At 65.2% G+C, this 17,442-nt stretch carries 13 protein-coding genes; 8 read left to right on the top strand and 5 right to left on the bottom strand.

Features of this window, described 5'->3' with window-relative positions:
- Positions 1-133 precede the first annotated feature (133 nt).
- The 3 genes from B0G82_RS13565 to B0G82_RS13555 form a co-directional block, all read right to left on the bottom strand.
- Positions 134-1,414: a cell division protein ZipA C-terminal FtsZ-binding domain-containing protein gene (locus tag B0G82_RS13565; protein WP_121307633.1), complete on the bottom strand. Its 1,281-nt coding sequence runs from the start codon at positions 1,412-1,414 to the stop codon at positions 134-136.
- Between the two features lie 116 nt (positions 1,415-1,530).
- Positions 1,531-5,049 (bottom strand): chromosome segregation protein SMC, encoded by a 3,519-nt coding sequence (smc, locus tag B0G82_RS13560; protein ID WP_121307632.1) that lies wholly within the window; start codon positions 5,047-5,049, stop codon positions 1,531-1,533.
- A 149-nt stretch (positions 5,050-5,198) separates the two neighbouring features.
- The gene (locus B0G82_RS13555; RefSeq protein WP_121307631.1) at positions 5,199-6,194 is read right to left on the bottom strand and encodes a DMT family transporter; all 996 of its coding nucleotides are present in this window, start codon (positions 6,192-6,194) and stop codon (positions 5,199-5,201) included.
- A 571-nt stretch (positions 6,195-6,765) separates the two neighbouring features.
- Here B0G82_RS13555 and dapC point away from each other — a divergent pair.
- The 6 genes from dapC to cls all read left to right on the top strand — a co-directional run bounded on the left by dapC (position 6,766) and on the right by cls (position 13,371).
- A complete protein-coding gene (gene dapC / locus B0G82_RS13545) occupies positions 6,766-7,983 on the top strand; it encodes a succinyldiaminopimelate transaminase (RefSeq protein ID WP_121307630.1) in 1,218 nt (405 codons plus the stop codon).
- A gap of 70 nt (positions 7,984-8,053) precedes the next feature.
- A complete protein-coding gene (gene dapD / locus B0G82_RS13540) occupies positions 8,054-8,881 on the top strand; it encodes a 2,3,4,5-tetrahydropyridine-2,6-dicarboxylate N-succinyltransferase (RefSeq protein ID WP_121307629.1) in 828 nt (275 codons plus the stop codon).
- On the top strand, positions 8,881-9,246 hold the full coding sequence (locus tag B0G82_RS13535; protein ID WP_012433461.1) for an ArsC family reductase: 366 nt from the start codon (positions 8,881-8,883) through the stop codon (positions 9,244-9,246). The genes dapD and B0G82_RS13535 overlap by 1 nt, the downstream gene beginning before the upstream one ends.
- Positions 9,247-9,489: 243 nt before the next feature.
- A complete protein-coding gene (gene dapE, locus B0G82_RS13530) occupies positions 9,490-10,629 on the top strand; it encodes a succinyl-diaminopimelate desuccinylase (protein ID WP_121307628.1) in 1,140 nt (379 codons plus the stop codon).
- 16 nt (positions 10,630-10,645) lie between these two features.
- Positions 10,646-11,530: a 50S ribosomal protein L3 N(5)-glutamine methyltransferase gene (gene prmB / locus B0G82_RS13525; protein WP_106279611.1), complete on the top strand. Its 885-nt coding sequence runs from the start codon at positions 10,646-10,648 to the stop codon at positions 11,528-11,530.
- A gap of 389 nt (positions 11,531-11,919) precedes the next feature.
- Complete coding sequence (cls, locus tag B0G82_RS13520) at positions 11,920-13,371, top strand: cardiolipin synthase (RefSeq protein ID WP_116140516.1); 1,452 nt, start codon at positions 11,920-11,922, stop codon at positions 13,369-13,371.
- Positions 13,372-13,382: 11 nt separating this feature from the next.
- Here cls and B0G82_RS13515 read toward each other — a convergent pair whose 3' ends face one another.
- Positions 13,383-13,862, bottom strand: a complete 480-nt coding sequence (locus B0G82_RS13515; protein WP_116140514.1) for a glutathione peroxidase — start codon at positions 13,860-13,862, stop codon at positions 13,383-13,385.
- 134 nt (positions 13,863-13,996) lie between these two features.
- Here B0G82_RS13515 and B0G82_RS13510 point away from each other — a divergent pair, with 134 nt between their 5' ends.
- A complete protein-coding gene (locus tag B0G82_RS13510) occupies positions 13,997-15,949 on the top strand; it encodes an ATP-binding cassette domain-containing protein (RefSeq protein ID WP_116140512.1) in 1,953 nt (650 codons plus the stop codon).
- A 12-nt stretch (positions 15,950-15,961) separates the two neighbouring features.
- Here the strand turns inward: B0G82_RS13510 and B0G82_RS39685 are convergent, their stop codons facing one another.
- The gene (locus tag B0G82_RS39685) at positions 15,962-16,231 is read right to left on the bottom strand and encodes a hypothetical protein (protein WP_121307627.1); all 270 of its coding nucleotides are present in this window, start codon (positions 16,229-16,231) and stop codon (positions 15,962-15,964) included.
- Between B0G82_RS39685 and B0G82_RS13500 the strand changes: the two genes are divergently transcribed.
- The gene (locus B0G82_RS13500) at positions 16,218-17,261 is read left to right on the top strand and encodes a CaiB/BaiF CoA-transferase family protein (protein WP_121307626.1); all 1,044 of its coding nucleotides are present in this window, start codon (positions 16,218-16,220) and stop codon (positions 17,259-17,261) included. The genes B0G82_RS39685 and B0G82_RS13500 overlap by 14 nt on opposite strands.
- Positions 17,262-17,442 lie beyond the last annotated feature (181 nt).

Genomic DNA, 17,442 nt, shown 5'->3' with positions numbered 1-17,442 from the left:
CCTTTACATCGGCCGAATGGCCAGTTTAGGCGCGTTGCGCGTCGGGTCGAAATGCGCACGTGAAGCCGCGGCCTGAAACGACGACGGCCGCACATTGTGCGGCCGTCGGAGACAGCGGTAAGACGTAAAAAATTTACTGGCTGAACAACCGCCGCGTGGCCGGCGAACCCGCCGGAATGCCCGCCTGTTCGAGCTTCGCGTAGAGGGTCATCAACTGCTTTTCGATCGCGAGCAGCGCGGTTTCCGGCAACGGACGGCGGCCGTCGTCGACCACCCGCCCGCCGATGCGCTCGGCCAACGATTTCGCGTAGTCGCACATCAGACGGAACGGCAGGATGTCTTCGTCGGCCACCGGCACGTCGAGCACCAGCGTGATCATCTGGCCGCCCTTGTAGGTGAGGTCGTCGCGCAAAAAGTTGGTGTCGCCGAATTGCAGCATGAACACCGGGCTTTGCCGCGCGTCGAGCTTGACGAACCGCGTGCCGTCGCGCGAAAGCAGCAGGCCGTCTTGTGACGCGACCGCCTGCACGTAGTTGGCGGACCACGGCGCGCCGTCGGAGAGCACGTTGATCGACAACTGCGCGTCGCACTGCGCGGCAAAGCCGTCGAGTTCGCGCGCCATCGCGACCGTTTCGAGCATGTCCGGGAATTCCGGCGACGCGTCCAGCGCGTCGGCAAACTGCTGCACGCCGGTCACGAACTCGGAAAACTCCAGTTCGTTGAGGGCGCCGCTGCGATTGGCCAATTGCGCGGCCGCGCGCAGTTCTTCATAGCGCGCGCCGTTTTGCAGCAGTTCCCACGCGCCGCCTTCGAGCTTGCCTTCGATATGCACCGGCTTGCTGCCCGCGCGGCGCAGACGCTGCGCGAGCGGAATCACCTTGTCGCCCGCGACCGGACCGTTCAAACGGATCGGCACGATGCAATCGATACGCCGATCGACAATAGCCGGCGGCGCCGACGAGATCGTCGTGGCGGCCGGCAGAATCGGTTCCACGGGTTCGCCGGACTGGCGGGCTTGCGCGGTCTCGGCGCTCGCGTCGCGCTCGGCTTCGGCCACGCCCTCGGCTTCCGGATAGCCGTTCGGCGTGGTCGTCTCGGCCTGAATATCGGCGGCCGTGTCGAGCGGCGCCGTGCCGGCTGCCTGGCCGCCGAACGTTGGTTCGACACGCGCCGCCGTGCCTGGCTCCGCCGCCTCGGCGCCCACTACGGGCTCACGGCGCGTGGTCGGACGGGCCGGTTCGATGAACGGGCTCTGTTCCTCCTGATCGTCCCGCGCGAGATTTTCGGCGGTGTCGGCCGGCATCGGCCGCGGCATCTTCCGGCGCACCTTCGCGCTCTGCCATGCGTTGTACACGACCACGCCCCCGACCACCACGGCACCCGCGCCGATCAAACCGAGTGTCAACTCGTCCATGCATGCTCCATCAGCAATTCTTTTATCTGCGCGGCTCTGCGCCCGCTCCACGTGTCGCGCGACCACCGGCCGCTGCGCTGAACGCGGACACCCGCGAGGCTCAATTCAAATCAAACTCAAACGATATTCTGGGCGAAACCAGCGGCCGATTCCATGTCGACGGCAACGATCCGCGACACGCCCTGCTCCTGCATGGTCACGCCGATCAACTGCTGCGCCATTTCCATCGCGATCTTGTTGTGCGAGATGAACAGGAACTGGGTCTTGTCCGACATCGCCCGCACGAGGTTCGCGAAACGTTCCGTGTTGGCGTCGTCGAGCGGCGCGTCCACTTCGTCCAGCAGACAGAACGGCGCCGGATTCAACTGGAACATCGCAAACACCAGCGCGGTCGCCGTCAGCGCTTTTTCGCCGCCCGACAGCAGATGAATGGTCGAATTCTTCTTGCCCGGCGGTTGCGCCATCACCTGCACGCCGGCGTCGAGAATTTCGTCGCCGGTCATGATCAGCTTCGCCTGGCCACCGCCGAACAGACGCGGGAACAGTTCGCCGAAATGCTGGTTCACCTGGTCGAAGGTGCCCTGCAGGAGCGTGCGCGTTTCCGCGTCGATCTTGCGGATGGCGTCTTCGAGCGTTTCGATCGCGCTGTTCAGGTCGGTGGATTGCGAGTCGAGGAACGACTTGCGCTCGGTCGCCGCCTTCAGTTCGTCGAGCGCGGCCATGTTGACCGGGCCCAACGCGGTGATGGCGTTGTTGATGCGCGTGACTTCGCCCTGCAGGTACGACGGCTTCATGTCCGGCGTGAGCTTGGCCTGCAGTTCGGCCTCGTCGACACCGGCAGCGGCCAGTTGCTCGATAAACTGCTCGCCGTTCAGGCGCGCCGCCTGTTCCTTCAACTGCAATTCGTTGATGCGGTCGCGCAGCGGCTGCAGCGCGCGCTCGGCAGTCAGACGCGTTTCGTCCGCGGCACGCAGCTTGGCGGTGAGATCGTCCAGTTCGAGGCGCGCGGCATGCAGCGCCTCTTCCTTGACGGCGCGAATATCGAGCGCGTCCTGCAAGCCGGTGTGTGCGGTCTGCTCGTTGATGGTTTCCAGTTCGGCGCGCGCATCTTCCAGCGACGCGGCCACACGCTCGCTCTGCTCGTGCGCGACCTGAATGCTGCGCTTCAATTCGTCGATGCGGTTCGCCATGTTGCGCGCCGCGAAGCGCGCGTCGGTGGCGGCACGGTCGAGATCGCGCGCCTGAGCACGCGCGGCGGTAAGTTGCTCGTCGAGCGCTTCGAAAGCGAGTTGATGGTCTTCGAAACGCGCCTGCAATTCGGCGAGTTCGCCATCGTGACGCTCGAAGTTCGCTTCCGACTCCACGCGCATGGCGCGCTGCTCTTCGATCTGCGCGGTGATCTCCGCGAGTTCCTCGCGAATCTGCGTGCTGCGCTGGGTGTAGCGCTCGTGCGCCTGGGTCAGTTTGAGCACGTCCATTTGCAGGGCGTGCACGCGCTGCGTGGCGCGCTCGGCCTGTTGACGCACATCGGTCAACAGCTGGGCGGCTTGCGTGTGAGCGGCTTCGGCGCGGATCGCGGCGGCCTTCGCTTCGTCGGCGAGCAAGGCTTGTGCGCGAACCTGGCGCGCCAGATTTTCGATTTCCTGCTGACGGGCCAGCATGCCGGCCTGCTCGGAATCGGCGGCATACAGTTGCACGCCGACGCGCGTCACCACATGCCCCGCCTTGACGACGAACGAACCGCCTTCCGGCAGTTGCGAGCGCATGGCGAGCGCCTGCTGCAGATCGTCGGCGACGAACGCGAGGCCGAGCCAGTCGTTCAGCACCGCGCGGATGCCCGCGTCGTCGATCCGCACCAGCGACAGCAACGGCCGCAGAGCGGGCGGCGTGGCGGCGGGCTGGCCGGCGACGGGCGGCGCATAGAAGGCGAGCTTGGCGGGCGGCGCGTCGGTCGCGAAGGCCTTGACCCAATCGAGGTTCGACACTTCCAGCGCGGCGAGCCGCTCGCGCAGCACGGCTTCGAGCGCGGCTTCCCAACCGGCTTCGACATGCAGCTTTTTCCACAGACGCGGCAGGCTGCCTAACTCGTGCTTTTCGAGCCACGGCTGGATCTTGCCTTCGGTCTGAACGTTTTCCTGCAACTGCTTGAGGGCGGCCAGGCGCGCGTCGAGCTGATGAATCTGGGCGCTTTCCGCCTGCACGCGTTCCTGCGCCGTGCGGCGTTCACCGTCGAGGCGCGGCAGCGTTTCCTGCGCGTCGGCCAGACGCGTTTGCGCGTCGTGCAGGATTTCCTCGTGCTCGGCGAGCTGCATGCGCAGGTCTTCGAGCTGCGCTTCGTCGGGGGCGTCGAGACCGCCCGCTTCCGACTTCAACCGCTCATGACGCGCCTGCAGTTGTTGCAATTGCTGATCGGCATTGCGCTGATGCGCGGCTTCGAGCTTGAGCGCCTGTTCGGTCTGCGCGATACCGCCGCGTTCGGCGTTCAATTCCGTTTGCGCATCGCGCCAGCGCGCTTCGAGCGCGGGCATCGCGTCGTGCCTGGCGGCGGCTTCGTCTTCGGCGAGCGCGGCTTTTTCTTCGGCGACGGCCAGTTGTTCCTCGGCGTCTTCGAGATCGTCTTGCGCTTTTTGCGCCTGCGATTGCCACTGCTCACGCTGCGCGTTCAGGGCGGCGATCTGCGCCTGCACGCGATTGCGCGATTCGACGATGAACTTGATCTCGGCTTCGAGCCGGCTGACTTCCGAATTCGCCTCGTAGAGCGCGCCTTGCGCGCCTTGCATCGCGTCGCTGGCGGAGTAATGCGCGACGCGCAGCGTTTCGAGTTGCGCTTCGACTTCGCGCAGCCTGGCGGTATGCGCTTCGAGATCGATCTGGGCCTGTTCGATCGCGCGTTGCTGGCGTTCCTGCTCGCTGCCGGCTTCGTTCTTGCGCAACAGCCACAAAAGCCGCTGCTTCTCTTCGCCGTCGGTCTGCAGTTCCTTATAACGCGTGGCGACCACGGCCTGCGCTTCGAGCTTCTCCAGATTCGAACTGAGTTCCCGCACGATATCTTCGACCCGCGTCAGATTCTCGCGCGTGTCGTGCAGACGGTTCTCGGTTTCGCGGCGGCGTTCCTTGTACTTCGACACGCCCGCGGCTTCTTCGAGAAACACGCGCAGCTCTTCCGGCTTGGCCTCGATCAGGCGCGCGATCATGCCCTGCCCGATGATCGCGTACGCGCGCGGCCCGAGGCCGGTGCCGAGGAAGATGTCCTGAATGTCGCGGCGGCGCGCCGGCAGATTGTTGATGTAGTAGCTCGAGGTGCCGTCGCGCGTGAGCACGCGCTTCACGGCGATTTCGGCATACTGGCCCCACTGGCCGGCGGCACGGCCGTCGGCGTTGTCGAACACCAGTTCGACGCTGGCGCGGCTACCCGGCTTGCGCGCGGTCGAGCCATTGAAGATCACGTCCTGCATCGACTCGCCGCGCAGCTCGGAGGCGCGCGATTCGCCGAGCACCCAGCGCACGGCGTCGATGATGTTGGACTTGCCGCACCCGTTCGGCCCCACCACGCCGACTAGCTGGCCCGGAACCTGGAAATGCGTGGGATCGACGAATGACTTGAAGCCAGCGAGTTTGATCGAGGTCAGACGCACGGCGATTTCGCTGTTTGAAAAGGGAAAAAAATAGGTGGCTCGTGAGGGCCGCGCCAGCCGTTCGCCGACAGAGCGACACGGCCCGCGAACCCTCGCGCCTCGGGTGCCGGCTTCATGCATTGAGGCATGCGCCGGCTAATGAGGGGCAATCATACCATCGCGCGTGGGCGGTTTTTGCCGTCCTTACGGTCGTCGGGTCCGGCATCGCGTTCGTCAGCGAGACTGACCTCCTGAATGGCCGGATCGGGCGGCATGGCCTTGGTCCGATGCACCCAGCTGGACAGCGCCGAAGCCAGCACGATGCACACGCCGCCCGCCCACTCGCGCGGGCCGGGCGTCTCGCCGGCGAAGAGCCACGCGGACAGCGCCGTGACCACGATCTCGAACAGCATGATGATCGAGGCCCGGTTGGCCGGCACGCGTGCGAGACCGTACTGCACCAGCATATTGTTCGATGCCAGCAGAAAGCCGAGCCCGAGCACCAGCCAGGCCGCCGTGCCGAGATGCGCGCCGGTGGGCGGCGCGGGCATGGCCTCGAACAGGGAAGCACAGGCGCTGAATAACGCCGCACCGCCGAAGATCGTCGCGGTGCGCATTTCCGGTTTCATGTCCGGCAGCACGCGGCTCGTCTTGAGAATCAGCACGTTGCTCATGGCGAAGCCCATGCCGCCCGCGAGGCCCGCCCATTCGGCGAGATTGCCGGGCACGGGGATGCCGAGTTGCGGCGACCACAGCATGGTCATCGCGCCGGCCAGCGACAGCGCGGCGAGTGCCGCGCCGGCCCAGGTCAAGCGTTCATGCAGGATGAAATGCGCGAAAAGCGCGGTCCACGCGGGGGTGAGATAGAACAGCAGCAGCACGCGCATCACCTGGCCGTGAATCGAGCCCCATACGAAGCCGAGGTTGGTGATACCCGCCGCCAGCGCGAGCGCCGGCAGCAGCCAGTGCCAGCGCACGGTCTTGAGCGCGCGATAACGCACCAGCAGCACGAACAGGCAGCCGGCGCCGCTCGTCAGCGCGCTCGCCGCCGTGCCGGTCACGCCGAGCGCGTTCAGCATGCGCAAGGGGTACCAGATCATCCCCCACACCGACGCGCCCAGCATGATCGCGAGCGTCGGCCAACCGTTGCGAAGCCAGTTGCTCATGGTGCGGGGCTCCTTGCGGAGGTGATCGGGGTGTGTCTGTCGCGGACCGCGATGCGTGTTGCGCGGGCGCCGATGAAGCTTGGGCCGAGAACTGCGGCGTTTCTGCCGAAGGTGCCGCTGGCGTTCAGGCCGTGGACCGCGGCGCTCCTGCGCCTGTTGTGTCCGGATGTCTCCAAGACTGCTGCGTACATTGCTGCTCCTGCTTCTTCTTGCGCGAACCGTCGGCGGCTCGCGTCGTTCCCGCTGCAGCGCATTGCCTGCGCCACCTGGCGGGTTGCACCGTTGCTCAACGGGGCGATGTTCTTCATCTGCTCAACGCTTCACTTGCCTTCACCGCGCTGCCGTGGATCGCCTGCGCGACGCCGCCGTGCCATGCTTACCCGCAAAACCGCCACGCCGCCGTATGCCCGCCATGCCGGCCTCGCCACGCTATAATCATTCGCCCGCCGCTGCTGCCGGCCGTTCAGCGTGTTTTGTACGTTTTTACCGCCGCCGGCGCGTGCCCCGCTTTTTGCTGCATGCTTTTCCGCAGCCGTCTCTCGCTCATCTTCGATCAGGCTCGATCCGCCCAGTGAATCCGCTACTCGACTCTCTTCAGCCCTACCCGTTCGAAAAGCTGCGCGCGCTTTTCGCGGACGTCACGCCGAGCGCCGGCCTCGCGCATATCAGCTTCGGCATCGGCGAGCCGAAACATCCCACGCCCGAATTGATCCGTGACGCCGTGGTGGCTTCGCTCGGCGGCTTGTCGTCGTATCCGGCCACGATCGGATCGCCCGCACTGCGCGAGTCGATCGCGAAGTGGGCCACGCGCCGCTACAACCTGCCGCCGGTCGATCCGGCCACCCAGGTGCTGCCGGTGTCGGGTTCGCGCGAGGCGTTGTTCGCGCTCGCCCAGACCGTGCTCGACCCGAAAAAGAATGCTGACGGCGAGCCTGCGATCGTACTCTGTCCGAACCCGTTCTACCAAATCTACGAAGGCGCCGCGATCCTGGCCGGCGCGCAACCGTACTTCGTGAATAGCGACCCGGCGCGGAACTTCGCCTGCGACTACTCGGCGGTGCCGGCCGACATCTGGGCACGCACGCAACTGCTCTATGTCTGCTCGCCCGGCAATCCGACCGGCGCGGTGCTCACGCTCGACGACTGGCGCGAACTGTTCGCGCTGTCGGACCGCTACGGCTTCGTGATCGCCTCGGACGAGTGCTACTCCGAAATCTATTTCGACGAAGCCAACCCGCCGCTCGGCGGCCTGGAAGCGGCACACAAGCTGGGCCGCGGCTATGAGCGTCTCGTCATGCTGTCGAGCCTGTCCAAGCGCTCGAACGTGCCGGGCATGCGCTCGGGCTTCGTCGCGGGAGACGCGGCGATTCTCAAGGATTTCCTGCTATACCGGACATACCACGGCGCGGCCTTGTCGACGGTATTTCAGAGTGCCAGCATCGTGGCCTGGAACGACGAGACGCACGTGCGCGAGAACCGCGCGAAATACGTGCAAAAGTTTTCCACCGTTACGCCGATGCTCGCCGAGGTGCTCGACGTGCGCCTGCCGGACGCCGCGTTCTACCTGTGGGCGGACGTCTCGCGCACGGGCCTCACGGACACCGAGTTCGCCCAGCGCCTCTACGCCGACTATAATGTGACGGTTCTGCCGGGCTCGTTCCTCGCGCGCACTGCGCACGGCGTGAACCCCGGCCGCAATTTCGTGCGCATGGCGCTCGTCGCCGGCGTCGACGAATGCACGCAGGGCGCGCAGCGGATCGTCGACTTTTGCCGTGCGCTGGCGGGTTGAGTTTTCGTCGATCGCCACCCCGCGCACCGCATCCCTTCTTCAGACTTCAACTCTTCGATAAAGCACGCATATGTCGCAACAACTTCAGCAGATCATTGACACCGCCTGGGAAAACCGCGCCGAACTGTCGCCGAAAGCCGCTCCGGCCGACGTGCGCGAAGCCGTCGCCCACGCCATCGAGCAACTGGACAAGGGCCTGCTCCGCGTCGCGGAAAAGAAGGACGGCGACTGGGTCGTCAATCAGTGGCTGAAGAAAGCCGTGCTGCTGTCGTTCCGCCTGGAAGACAATGCGCCGATGCCGGCCGGCGGCTACAGCCAGTTCTACGACAAGGTGCCCTCGAAGTTCGCCAAATACACCGCTGAAGACTTCGCCGCCGGCGGCTTCCGCGTGGTGCCACCCGCCATCGCGCGCCGCGGCTCGTTTATCGCGAAGAACGTCGTGCTGATGCCGTCGTACACCAACATCGGCGCGTACGTGGACGAAGGCTCGATGGTCGACACGTGGGCCACCGTCGGTTCGTGTGCGCAGATCGGCAAGAACGTGCACCTGTCGGGTGGCGTGGGCATCGGCGGCGTGCTGGAGCCGCTGCAGGCGAACCCGGTCATCATCGAAGACAACTGCTTTATCGGCGCGCGTTCGGAAGTGGTGGAAGGCGTGATCGTCGAAGAAAACTCGGTGATCTCGATGGGCGTGTACCTCGGCCAGAGCACCAAGATTTACGACCGCGAAACCGGTGAAGTCACGTACGGCCGCATTCCGGCGGGCTCGGTGGTGGTGGCGGGCAATCTGCCGTCGAAAGACGGCACGCACAGCCTGTACTGCGCCGTGATCGTCAAGAAGGTCGACGCCAGGACGCGCGCGAAGGTCGGCCTGAACGAGCTGCTGCGAGGCGACTGATGGCGCGCGGCACCAAAACCGTCGTCTACGGCATCCCGAACTGCGACACCGTGAAGAAAGCCCGCGTGTGGCTGGAAGAGCATGGCGTCGAGTTCGAGTTCCACGACTTCAAGAAACACGGCGTGACCGAACCGCTCGTGCAGGACTGGCTGAAAGACGTGAAGCTCGACGCCTTGCTGAACCGGCGCGGCACCACGTGGCGCGCGCTGTCCGACGACATGAAAGCGGCCGCGGACACGCAGTCGGGTGCGATCGCGTTGATGATCCACAAGCCGTCGGTGATCAAGCGGCCTGTGCTGGTGGTCAACGGGCGCGTCAAGTCGCTCGGTTTTTCCGCGGACGAGTACACGGCGCTGTTCGCCTGAGAAAGTTATTGTTGCCTGAGCGCGGAGCTGTTTGTTCAGGCAGGGCGCGACTCGCCTGGTTTGGCGTGCAGTGCTGGATACTGGGGCTCGCGGCCAGTCCGCGCGAGTCTCAGTGCATGCGCCGAACGCACCGCGCCATGTAGTAGAACGCGGCCCGGCCGCGTGACTCAAAAAGCTGTTGCCGGCTGCGGTGTTCAACCGCCAGCCGGCATTTTTTCATTTCAAAGTGGCTGTATCGAATCCATGTCCGGCACCCTCGCCCTTACCGAACAACTGATCGCGCGCGCGTCCGTCACGCCCGACGACCAGCATTGCCAGCGCCTCCTGATCGAGCGCCTCGCCGCACTCGGCTTCGAGCACGAGACCATCGAATCGAACGGCGTGACCAACCTGTGGGCCGTCAAACGCGGCGTCGACGGCACCGCGGGCAAGCTGCTCGCGTTCGCCGGCCATACCGACGTGGTGCCGACCGGCCCGCTCGAACAATGGCGCTCGGCGCCGTTCGAACCGACGCATCGCGATGGCAAGCTGTACGGCCGTGGCGCGGCGGACATGAAAGCGTCGATCGCGGGCTTCGTGGTCGCGAGCGAGGAGTTCGTCGCCGCGCATCCGGCGCACCGCGGCTCGATCGCCTTCCTGATCACGAGCGACGAAGAGGGCCCCGCCACCGACGGCACCGTGAAGGTCGTCGAAGCGTTGCAGGCGCGCGGCGAGCGCATGGACTATTGCGTCGTCGGCGAACCGACTTCGAGCGCGCAGTTCGGCGACATGGTGAAGAACGGCCGGCGCGGTTCGATGTCGGGCAAGCTGATCGTCAAGGGCGTGCAAGGTCATATCGCCTATCCGCATCTGGCGAAGAATCCCGTGCATCTGCTCGCGCCCGCCTTGGCCGAACTCGTCGCCGAACGCTGGGACGACGGCAACGAATATTTCCCGCCCACCACGTGGCAGGTGTCGAACATTCATAGCGGCACCGGCGCGACCAACGTGATTCCGGGCCATGCGGACGTGATGTTCAACTTCCGCTTCTCGACGGCGAGCACCGTGGAAGGTCTGCAGGCCCGCGTGCACGCGATCCTCGACAAGCACGATCTCGACTACGATTTGCAGTGGACCGTGAGCGGGCTGCCGTTCCTCACGCCGCGCGGCGATCTGTCGAACGCGCTCGCCAAGGCGATCAAGGACGAAACCGGCGTGAGCACGGAACTGTCGACCACCGGCGGCACCTCGGACGGCCGCTTCATTGCGCGCATCTGCAATCAGGTGATCGAGTTCGGCCCGCTGAACGCCAGCATCCACAAGATCGACGAACATATCGAAGTCGCACACATCGAGCCGCTGAAGAACGTGTATCGCCGCGTGCTCGAACAACTGATCGCCTGACCCAAGGACTATTGCGATGACGCTCCCGTTTTCCACCGTTCGCGACCTGCTGCGTTTCGCGGTCTCGCGCTTCAACCAGGCCGAACTGTCGTTCGGCCACGGCTCGGCCAATGCCTACGACGAAGCCGTTTATCTGGTCCTGCACACGCTGCATCTGCCGCTCGATCTGCTGGATCCGTTTCTCGACGCGCGCTTGACCGCGGCTGAAATCGACGCCGTGCTGAACGTGATCGAGCGCCGCGCCACCGAACGCGTGCCGGCCGCCTACATCACACAGGAAGCCTGGATGCACGGCTTCCGCTTCCACGTGGACGAGCGTGTGATCGTGCCGCGTTCGTTCATCGGCGAACTGCTGCAGGATGGTTTGCAGCCCTACGTGGAAGATCCCGAGCAGGTGAGCGCCGTGCTGGAGTTGTGCACGGGTTCCGGCTGCCTCGCGATTCTCGCCGCCCACGCGTTCCCGAATGCGGATATCGACGCCGTGGATCTGTCGGCGCCCGCGCTGGAAGTCGCCGCGCGCAACGTCACGGACTACAAGCTCGACGACCGCGTCGCCCTGTTCGAAGGCGATCTGTACGCGCCGCTCGCGGAGCGCCGCTACGATGTGATCATCAGCAACCCGCCGTACGTGAACGCGGCGTCGATGCAGGATCTGCCGGCCGAATACAAGCATGAGCCGGACATGGCGCTGGCGGGTGGCGTCGACGGCATGGACATCGTGCGCCGGATCATTGCCGAGGCGCGCAACTGGCTGACCGACGAAGGCGTGCTGGTCGTCGAAATCGGCAATGAGCGGCAGCACGTTGAAGCGGCGTTCGGCGGGCTCGATCTCGTCTGGCTCTCGACCAGTGCCGGCGACGACAACGTGTTTCTGATCCAGGCGGCTGATTTGCCGGTTTGAGGTCTTAGCGCTTCTTCGGGATGCGGTGCGCGCAGCGGGGTTGTCGTGCCGTGCGCACCGCGCCTGGGCGAAGCTGCTTTTCCGGGCGTTCGCAATCGCGCCCAATCGCGGAATATCGCGCTTCCGAGTGAGGCAGGCCTCACGAGCGCTCCCTTTGAGCCGAAAACTCGACGAGGCTCCCAAGGCCCAACTCGCGCGCTTGCCGGCCAGGGCAAGCGCAAAAAAATCTTTTGCCACGTCGACCAGCGCGTTCAGGCACCCGCCCTTCAAGCCTGACCGTGGCCCGACCATTCCCCCCAACGCACACACGTTCGGTAAGATGAGCGCGGTCAGCTGCCCGGCGCTCATCGAGCCGGCCCAGGCAGCGCTTCGCCAACCCAACGCCGCCTATGCAATTCGACCTGCTTCACATCGGCACGCTGGTCGCCCTCTGCCACATTCTCGGCGTGGCCGCGGCATGTCACGCGATTCTCAACACGCGCACTTCGCAAGGCGCGATTGCGTGGGCCGTGTCGCTGGTCGCGATGCCTTATCTGACGCTGGTGCCATACCTGTTCCTCGGCCGCAGCAAGTTCGCCGGCTACGCGGACGCTCGCCGCGTCGAAAACGAACTGCTGCGCACGCGCGCGCATCCGCCGGAATGGGACACGCGTGCTTCGTCAGCGGGACTGCCGACGCTGGAACTCGGCGGCCGGCTTGTGCATTCGCTCACGCGTCTCGGCGGCATGCCGTTTCTGCCTGGCAACTCGGTGCGCACGCTGGTGAACGGCGCGGCGACCTTCGAGGCGATCTTCGACGCTATCGAGCACGCGCGCCGCTACGTGATCGTGCAGTTCTTCATCGTGCGCGACGATGCGCTCGGCGAGATGCTCAAAGACGCGCTGATCGCGAAAGCGCAACAAGGCGTGCGCGTCTACTTCCTGTACGACAGCATCGGCAGCTTCGATCTGCCGCACCGCTACGTGGCGGCGCTGCGCGCGGGCGGCGTGGAGACGCATCCGTTCGCCACCAATCGCCGCTTCGTCAACCGTCTGCAACTGAACTTCCGCAATCACCGCAAGATCGTTTCGGTGGATGGCGAACGCGCGTTTGTCGGCGGACATAACGTGGGGGTTGAATATCTCGGCGGCAAGCCGCCACTCTCGCCGTGGCGCGATACCCATATCGAGGTGCGCGGGCCGGCCGTCGCCAGCATCCAGTTCGTGTTCACGGAAGACTGGCATTGGGCCACGCAGCAGTTGCCCGAGTTCGACCTGCCGCCCTTTCCTGTCGCCGACCCCGCAGCGGAGCAAGGCATGCACTGCCTCGTCGTGCCAAGCGGTCCCGCGGACAAGCAGGAGACCTGCTCGCTGTTTTTCGTCGAAGCGATCAACGCGGCACGCGAACGGGTCTGGATCACCTCGCCCTACCTGATCCCCGACGAGTCCGTGTTCGCGGCGTTGCGGCTCGCGGCGCTGCGCGGCGTGGACGTGCGCATTCTGATTCCGAGCCGGCGCGATCACCTGGTCGTGTTCGCCGCCTCGAAACTCTATGCGTACGACTCGTTACGCGCGGGGATCCGGATCTTTCGCTACCAGCCGGGCTTCCTGCATCAGAAGGTCGTGCTGATCGACAGCGTCGCCGCGGCAATCGGCAGCGCGAATCTCGACAACCGCTCGTTCCGGCTGAACTTCGAGATCATGGTGCTGACCGTTGACCGCGCCTTCGCCAAAGAGGTCGAAACGATGCTGCTGGCCGACTTCGCCGAATCGCGCGAAATCGACCGCAACGAATACCGCAAGGCGACCGCTTTGAAACGCGTGTTAATGCATGTGGCGCGTCTCTTTTCGCCGATCCTCTAGCGGCCGCCGCCTCATAGCAGCTTTTCGATGTCTTCGGTGATCGCGTCGGGCTTTGTCAGCGGCGCATAGCGCTTCACCACGTTGCCGTCGCGGCCGATCAGGAACTTGGTGAAATTCCACTTGATCGCTTCCAGGCCGAGCAGTCCCGGCGCCTCGCCCGTCAGATAACTGAACAGCGGATGTGCGTTCGCACCGTTCACGTCGACCTTGTCGAACATCGGGAACGTGACGCCGTAATTCTTTTCGCAGAAGCTGCCGATTTGCGCGGCGTCGCCCGGCTCCTGCTTGCCGAACTGGTTGCAGGGAAACCCGAGCACCGTGAGCCCGCGTGCGGCGTAGGTGTCGTACAGGTTCTGCAAGCCCGCGTACTGCGGCGTGAACCCGCATTCGCTCGCCGTGTTGACGATCAGCAAAACCTTGCCTTCATACTGCCCAAGGCTGACTTCCTCGCCGCCCAACGTGCGTGCCGAAAACGAATAAATCGATGTCATATGCTCCCCCGTGAAAGCCGTCAGTCTATGCCAAAAGCCTCGCCGTTACAGTCGGCCGAATGGCCGATCCCGGTTGAGCGCCCGGTGTCGGGCCCGGCAGTCTAAAATAGCGGTTTTCTTCAGCCGGCCTCTTCGTGATCCGCTTTAACCAGTTCAGCCTCGCGCGCGGCACCAAGCCGCTCTTCGACAACACCACGTTCACCCTCAACCCTGGCGAGAAGGCCGGCCTGGTGGGGGCAAACGGCGCGGGCAAGTCGACGCTGTTCGCCGTGCTGCTCGGCGAACTGCACGCTGACGGCGGCGATTTTTCGATCCCGCCGAACTGGCAGATCGCCCACGTCGCGCAGGAAACGCCCGCCGCGGACAAGACCGCCCTCGCCTACACGCTAGATGGCGACGCCGCCTTGCGCGCGATCGAAGCGGCGATTGCCGCCGCCTCCGCGGCGCATGACGGCGCGGCCGAAGGCGAAGCGCACGCCGCGTTCGCCGACGCCGACGGCTACACCGCGCCCGCGCGCGCCGAAGCCCTGCTGCTCGGCCTCGGCTTCACGCTCGACCAGACTCGCGAACCCGTCAGCAGTTTCTCGGGCGGCTGGCGCATGCGGCTGAATCTGGCTCAGGCGCTGATGTGCCGCTCCGATCTGCTGCTGCTCGACGAACCGACCAACCACCTGGATCTCGACGCGATCGTCTGGCTGGAAGACTGGCTGGCCCGTTATCCGGGCACGCTGATCGTGATCTCGCACGACCGCGAATTCCTCGATTCGGTCTGCAATGTCACGCTGCATCTGGAGCAGCAGCAGATCAAGCGCTACGGCGGCAACTACTCGCAATTCGAAGTGCTGCGCGCGCAGCAGATCGCGTTGCAGCAGAGTGCGTACGAAAAGCAGCAGCGCACGGTCGAGCATTTGCAGAGCTACATCAACCGCTTCAAGGCGCAGGCGACCAAGGCGCGCCAGGCGCAGAGCCGCGTCAAGGCGTTGGAAAAGATGGAGCTGATCGCGCCGGCGCATGCGTCCTCGCCATTCACGTTCGAATTCCGCACGCCCGATTCCGCGCCGAACCCGATGATGGTGATGGAAGACGTGCGCTGCGGCTACCGCAGCGAAGGCGAGCCCGCGGTCGAGATTCCCATCGTCGATCACGTCATGCTGTCGATCCAGAATGGTCAGCGCATCGGGTTGCTCGGCGCGAACGGCCAAGGCAAGTCCACGCTGATCAAGACGCTGGCCGGCACGCTCGAGGCGCTCGGCGGCCATGTGCGCGAAGGCAAGGGGCTGCGCATCGGCTACTTCGCCCAGCATCAGCTCGAAACGCTGCGCCCGGACGATACGCCGTTGCAGCACCTCGCACGTCTCGCACCGGACACGCGCGAACAGGAATTGCGCGACTTCCTCGGCAGCTTCAATTTTTCCGGCGAGATGGCGACGTCGAAGATCGCGCCCTTCTCCGGCGGCGAAAAAGCCCGTCTCGCGCTCGCGCTGATCATCTGGCAAAAGCCGAACCTGCTACTGCTCGACGAACCGACCAACCATCTGGATCTCGAAACACGGCACGCGCTGACCATGGCGCTCGCGCAGTTCGAAGGCACGCTGATTCTGGTGTCGCACGACCGGCATCTGCTGCGCGCCACGACGGATCAGTTCATGCTGGTCGCGAAACATCGCCTGCAGGAATTCGATGGCGACCTCGACGACTACCGCGACTGGCTGCTGCAACACGCAGCCGAACAGCGCGCGGCGCTCAAGGCGAATGCAGCGGCGAGCGGCAGCAATGGCGGCGACAGCGGCCCGGACGGCGTGAACCGCAAGGAACAGCGACGCCTCGAGGCGGAAACGCGCCAGAAGCTTGCGCATCTGAAAAAGCCGCTGCAAAGCCGGATCACGAAGATCGAAAAGGAAATGGACGCGCTCAACGCGGAGAAGGCGACGCTCGACGCGTTCGTCGTCGACCCGGCAAGTTACGAGCCCGAGCAGAAAAGCAAACTGACGGAGGCGATCCGCCGTCAGGCAGATGTGAACGCGCGCCTCGAAGCGCTCGAAGCCGAATGGCTCGAGACTCATGAGGAACTCGAACAAATCGGCTGACGGCACGCTGTTTCAGGTCCGCGCCGGCATCGACGGGAGCTTGGCTTTGTCATCCGGGAATTCATCCGTCTCAACGCCTGGGGCGTCGGCTGGGGCGTCGTCGGCGGCTTCGGCTGCTTCATCCGTGGCGGCTTCGGCGACTTCATCGGCGCCGAATTCGGCCGCATCTTCGGCTGCCGCTTCGGCCAAGTCTGCGGCTACTTCACGGGCAGCGGGTTCGGCCACTTCGCCGGCCGCCTCCGCGCCACCCGCGTTACAGGGCTTGCGCGTGCTCGACCTCACGCGCCTGCTGCCGGGCCCGGTTGCCGCGTTGCGGCTCGCCGAACTGGGCTCAGACGTGCTGAAGATCGAAGCGCCCGGTGCGGGCGACCCCACTCGCACGATGATGCAGTCGTCGAGCGATCGCGTGGCGGGGCGGCCCGGCGCGTTTTACCGGCTGGTGAATCGCGGCAAGCGCGAAACGCGCCTTGACCTCAAGTCCGAGGCGGGACGCAACGTGCTGTGCGCGCTCGCCGCCGAAGCCGACGTCCTGATCGAGAGTTTCCGGCCGGGTGTGATGGAGCGGCTGGGCCTCGGCTACGAAACACTGCACGCGCTCAATCCCCGGCTGGTTTACTGCGCAATCAGCGGATACGGCGCGAGCGGTCCGTTCGTCGATCATGCCGGCCACGATCTGAACTACATCGGCTACGCGGGCGTGCTCGATCAACTGGCGGGCCGTGACGGCGCGCCGATCCTGCCGAATTTCCAGATTGCCGACCTGCTCGGCGGCGCCCTCAGCGCGGTCACGCAGATTCTCGCGGCGCTATGGCATGTGTCGCGCGGCGGCGAAGGCCGCTTCGTCGATGTCTCCATGACGCACGTCACCTACGCGCACAACGTGGTGGCGCAGGTCGCGCTCGCCAACGACGGTGCGGCACCTGCCGCCGGCGCCGGCCTGCTGAACGGCGGCGTGCCGTGCTACAACCTGTACCGCACGCTCGATAACCGCTGGCTCGCCGTCGGTGCGCTGGAACTGAAGTTCTGGGAAACGCTCTGCATGGCGCTCGACCGGCCTGAATGGGCGACGCGCCATTGGAGTCTCGGCCAGGCGATCGGTGGCCCGGACGCCGCCGCGCTCACGCAAGAACTCGCCGAGGTGATCGGCAAGCGTCCGTTGGAAGAATGGGTTTTGCTACTGGAGTCGCTCGACTGCTGCGTCTCGCCGGTGCTGACGGCAGGGGAAGCCGCGCGCCATCCGCTGTTCAATCCGCAGGCTTACGAGGCGGCGAGCGCAGACGGTGCCGACGAGGAAGACAGGCTGATCAGGTAGCGCGCGCGGGCCAGCCAAGGCTGGTCGGTAATACGGCGCTTGATATGGTGCGCGTTCGCTCCGTTAGGCTGATCAGCCTCACTAGCCGCGTTGGCATCGTCGCACTGTGTGCGGCGTTGGTTTCGTCGCACCGTTCGTGGCATTGGCCCCAAGTGGCATGACCGGCAACCGGGGCACAAAA

Source organism: Paraburkholderia sp. BL17N1 (genome assembly GCF_003634175.1).
Lineage (GTDB): Bacteria > Pseudomonadota > Gammaproteobacteria > Burkholderiales > Burkholderiaceae > Paraburkholderia.
This window is presented reverse-complemented; position numbering and strand designations above follow the sequence as displayed.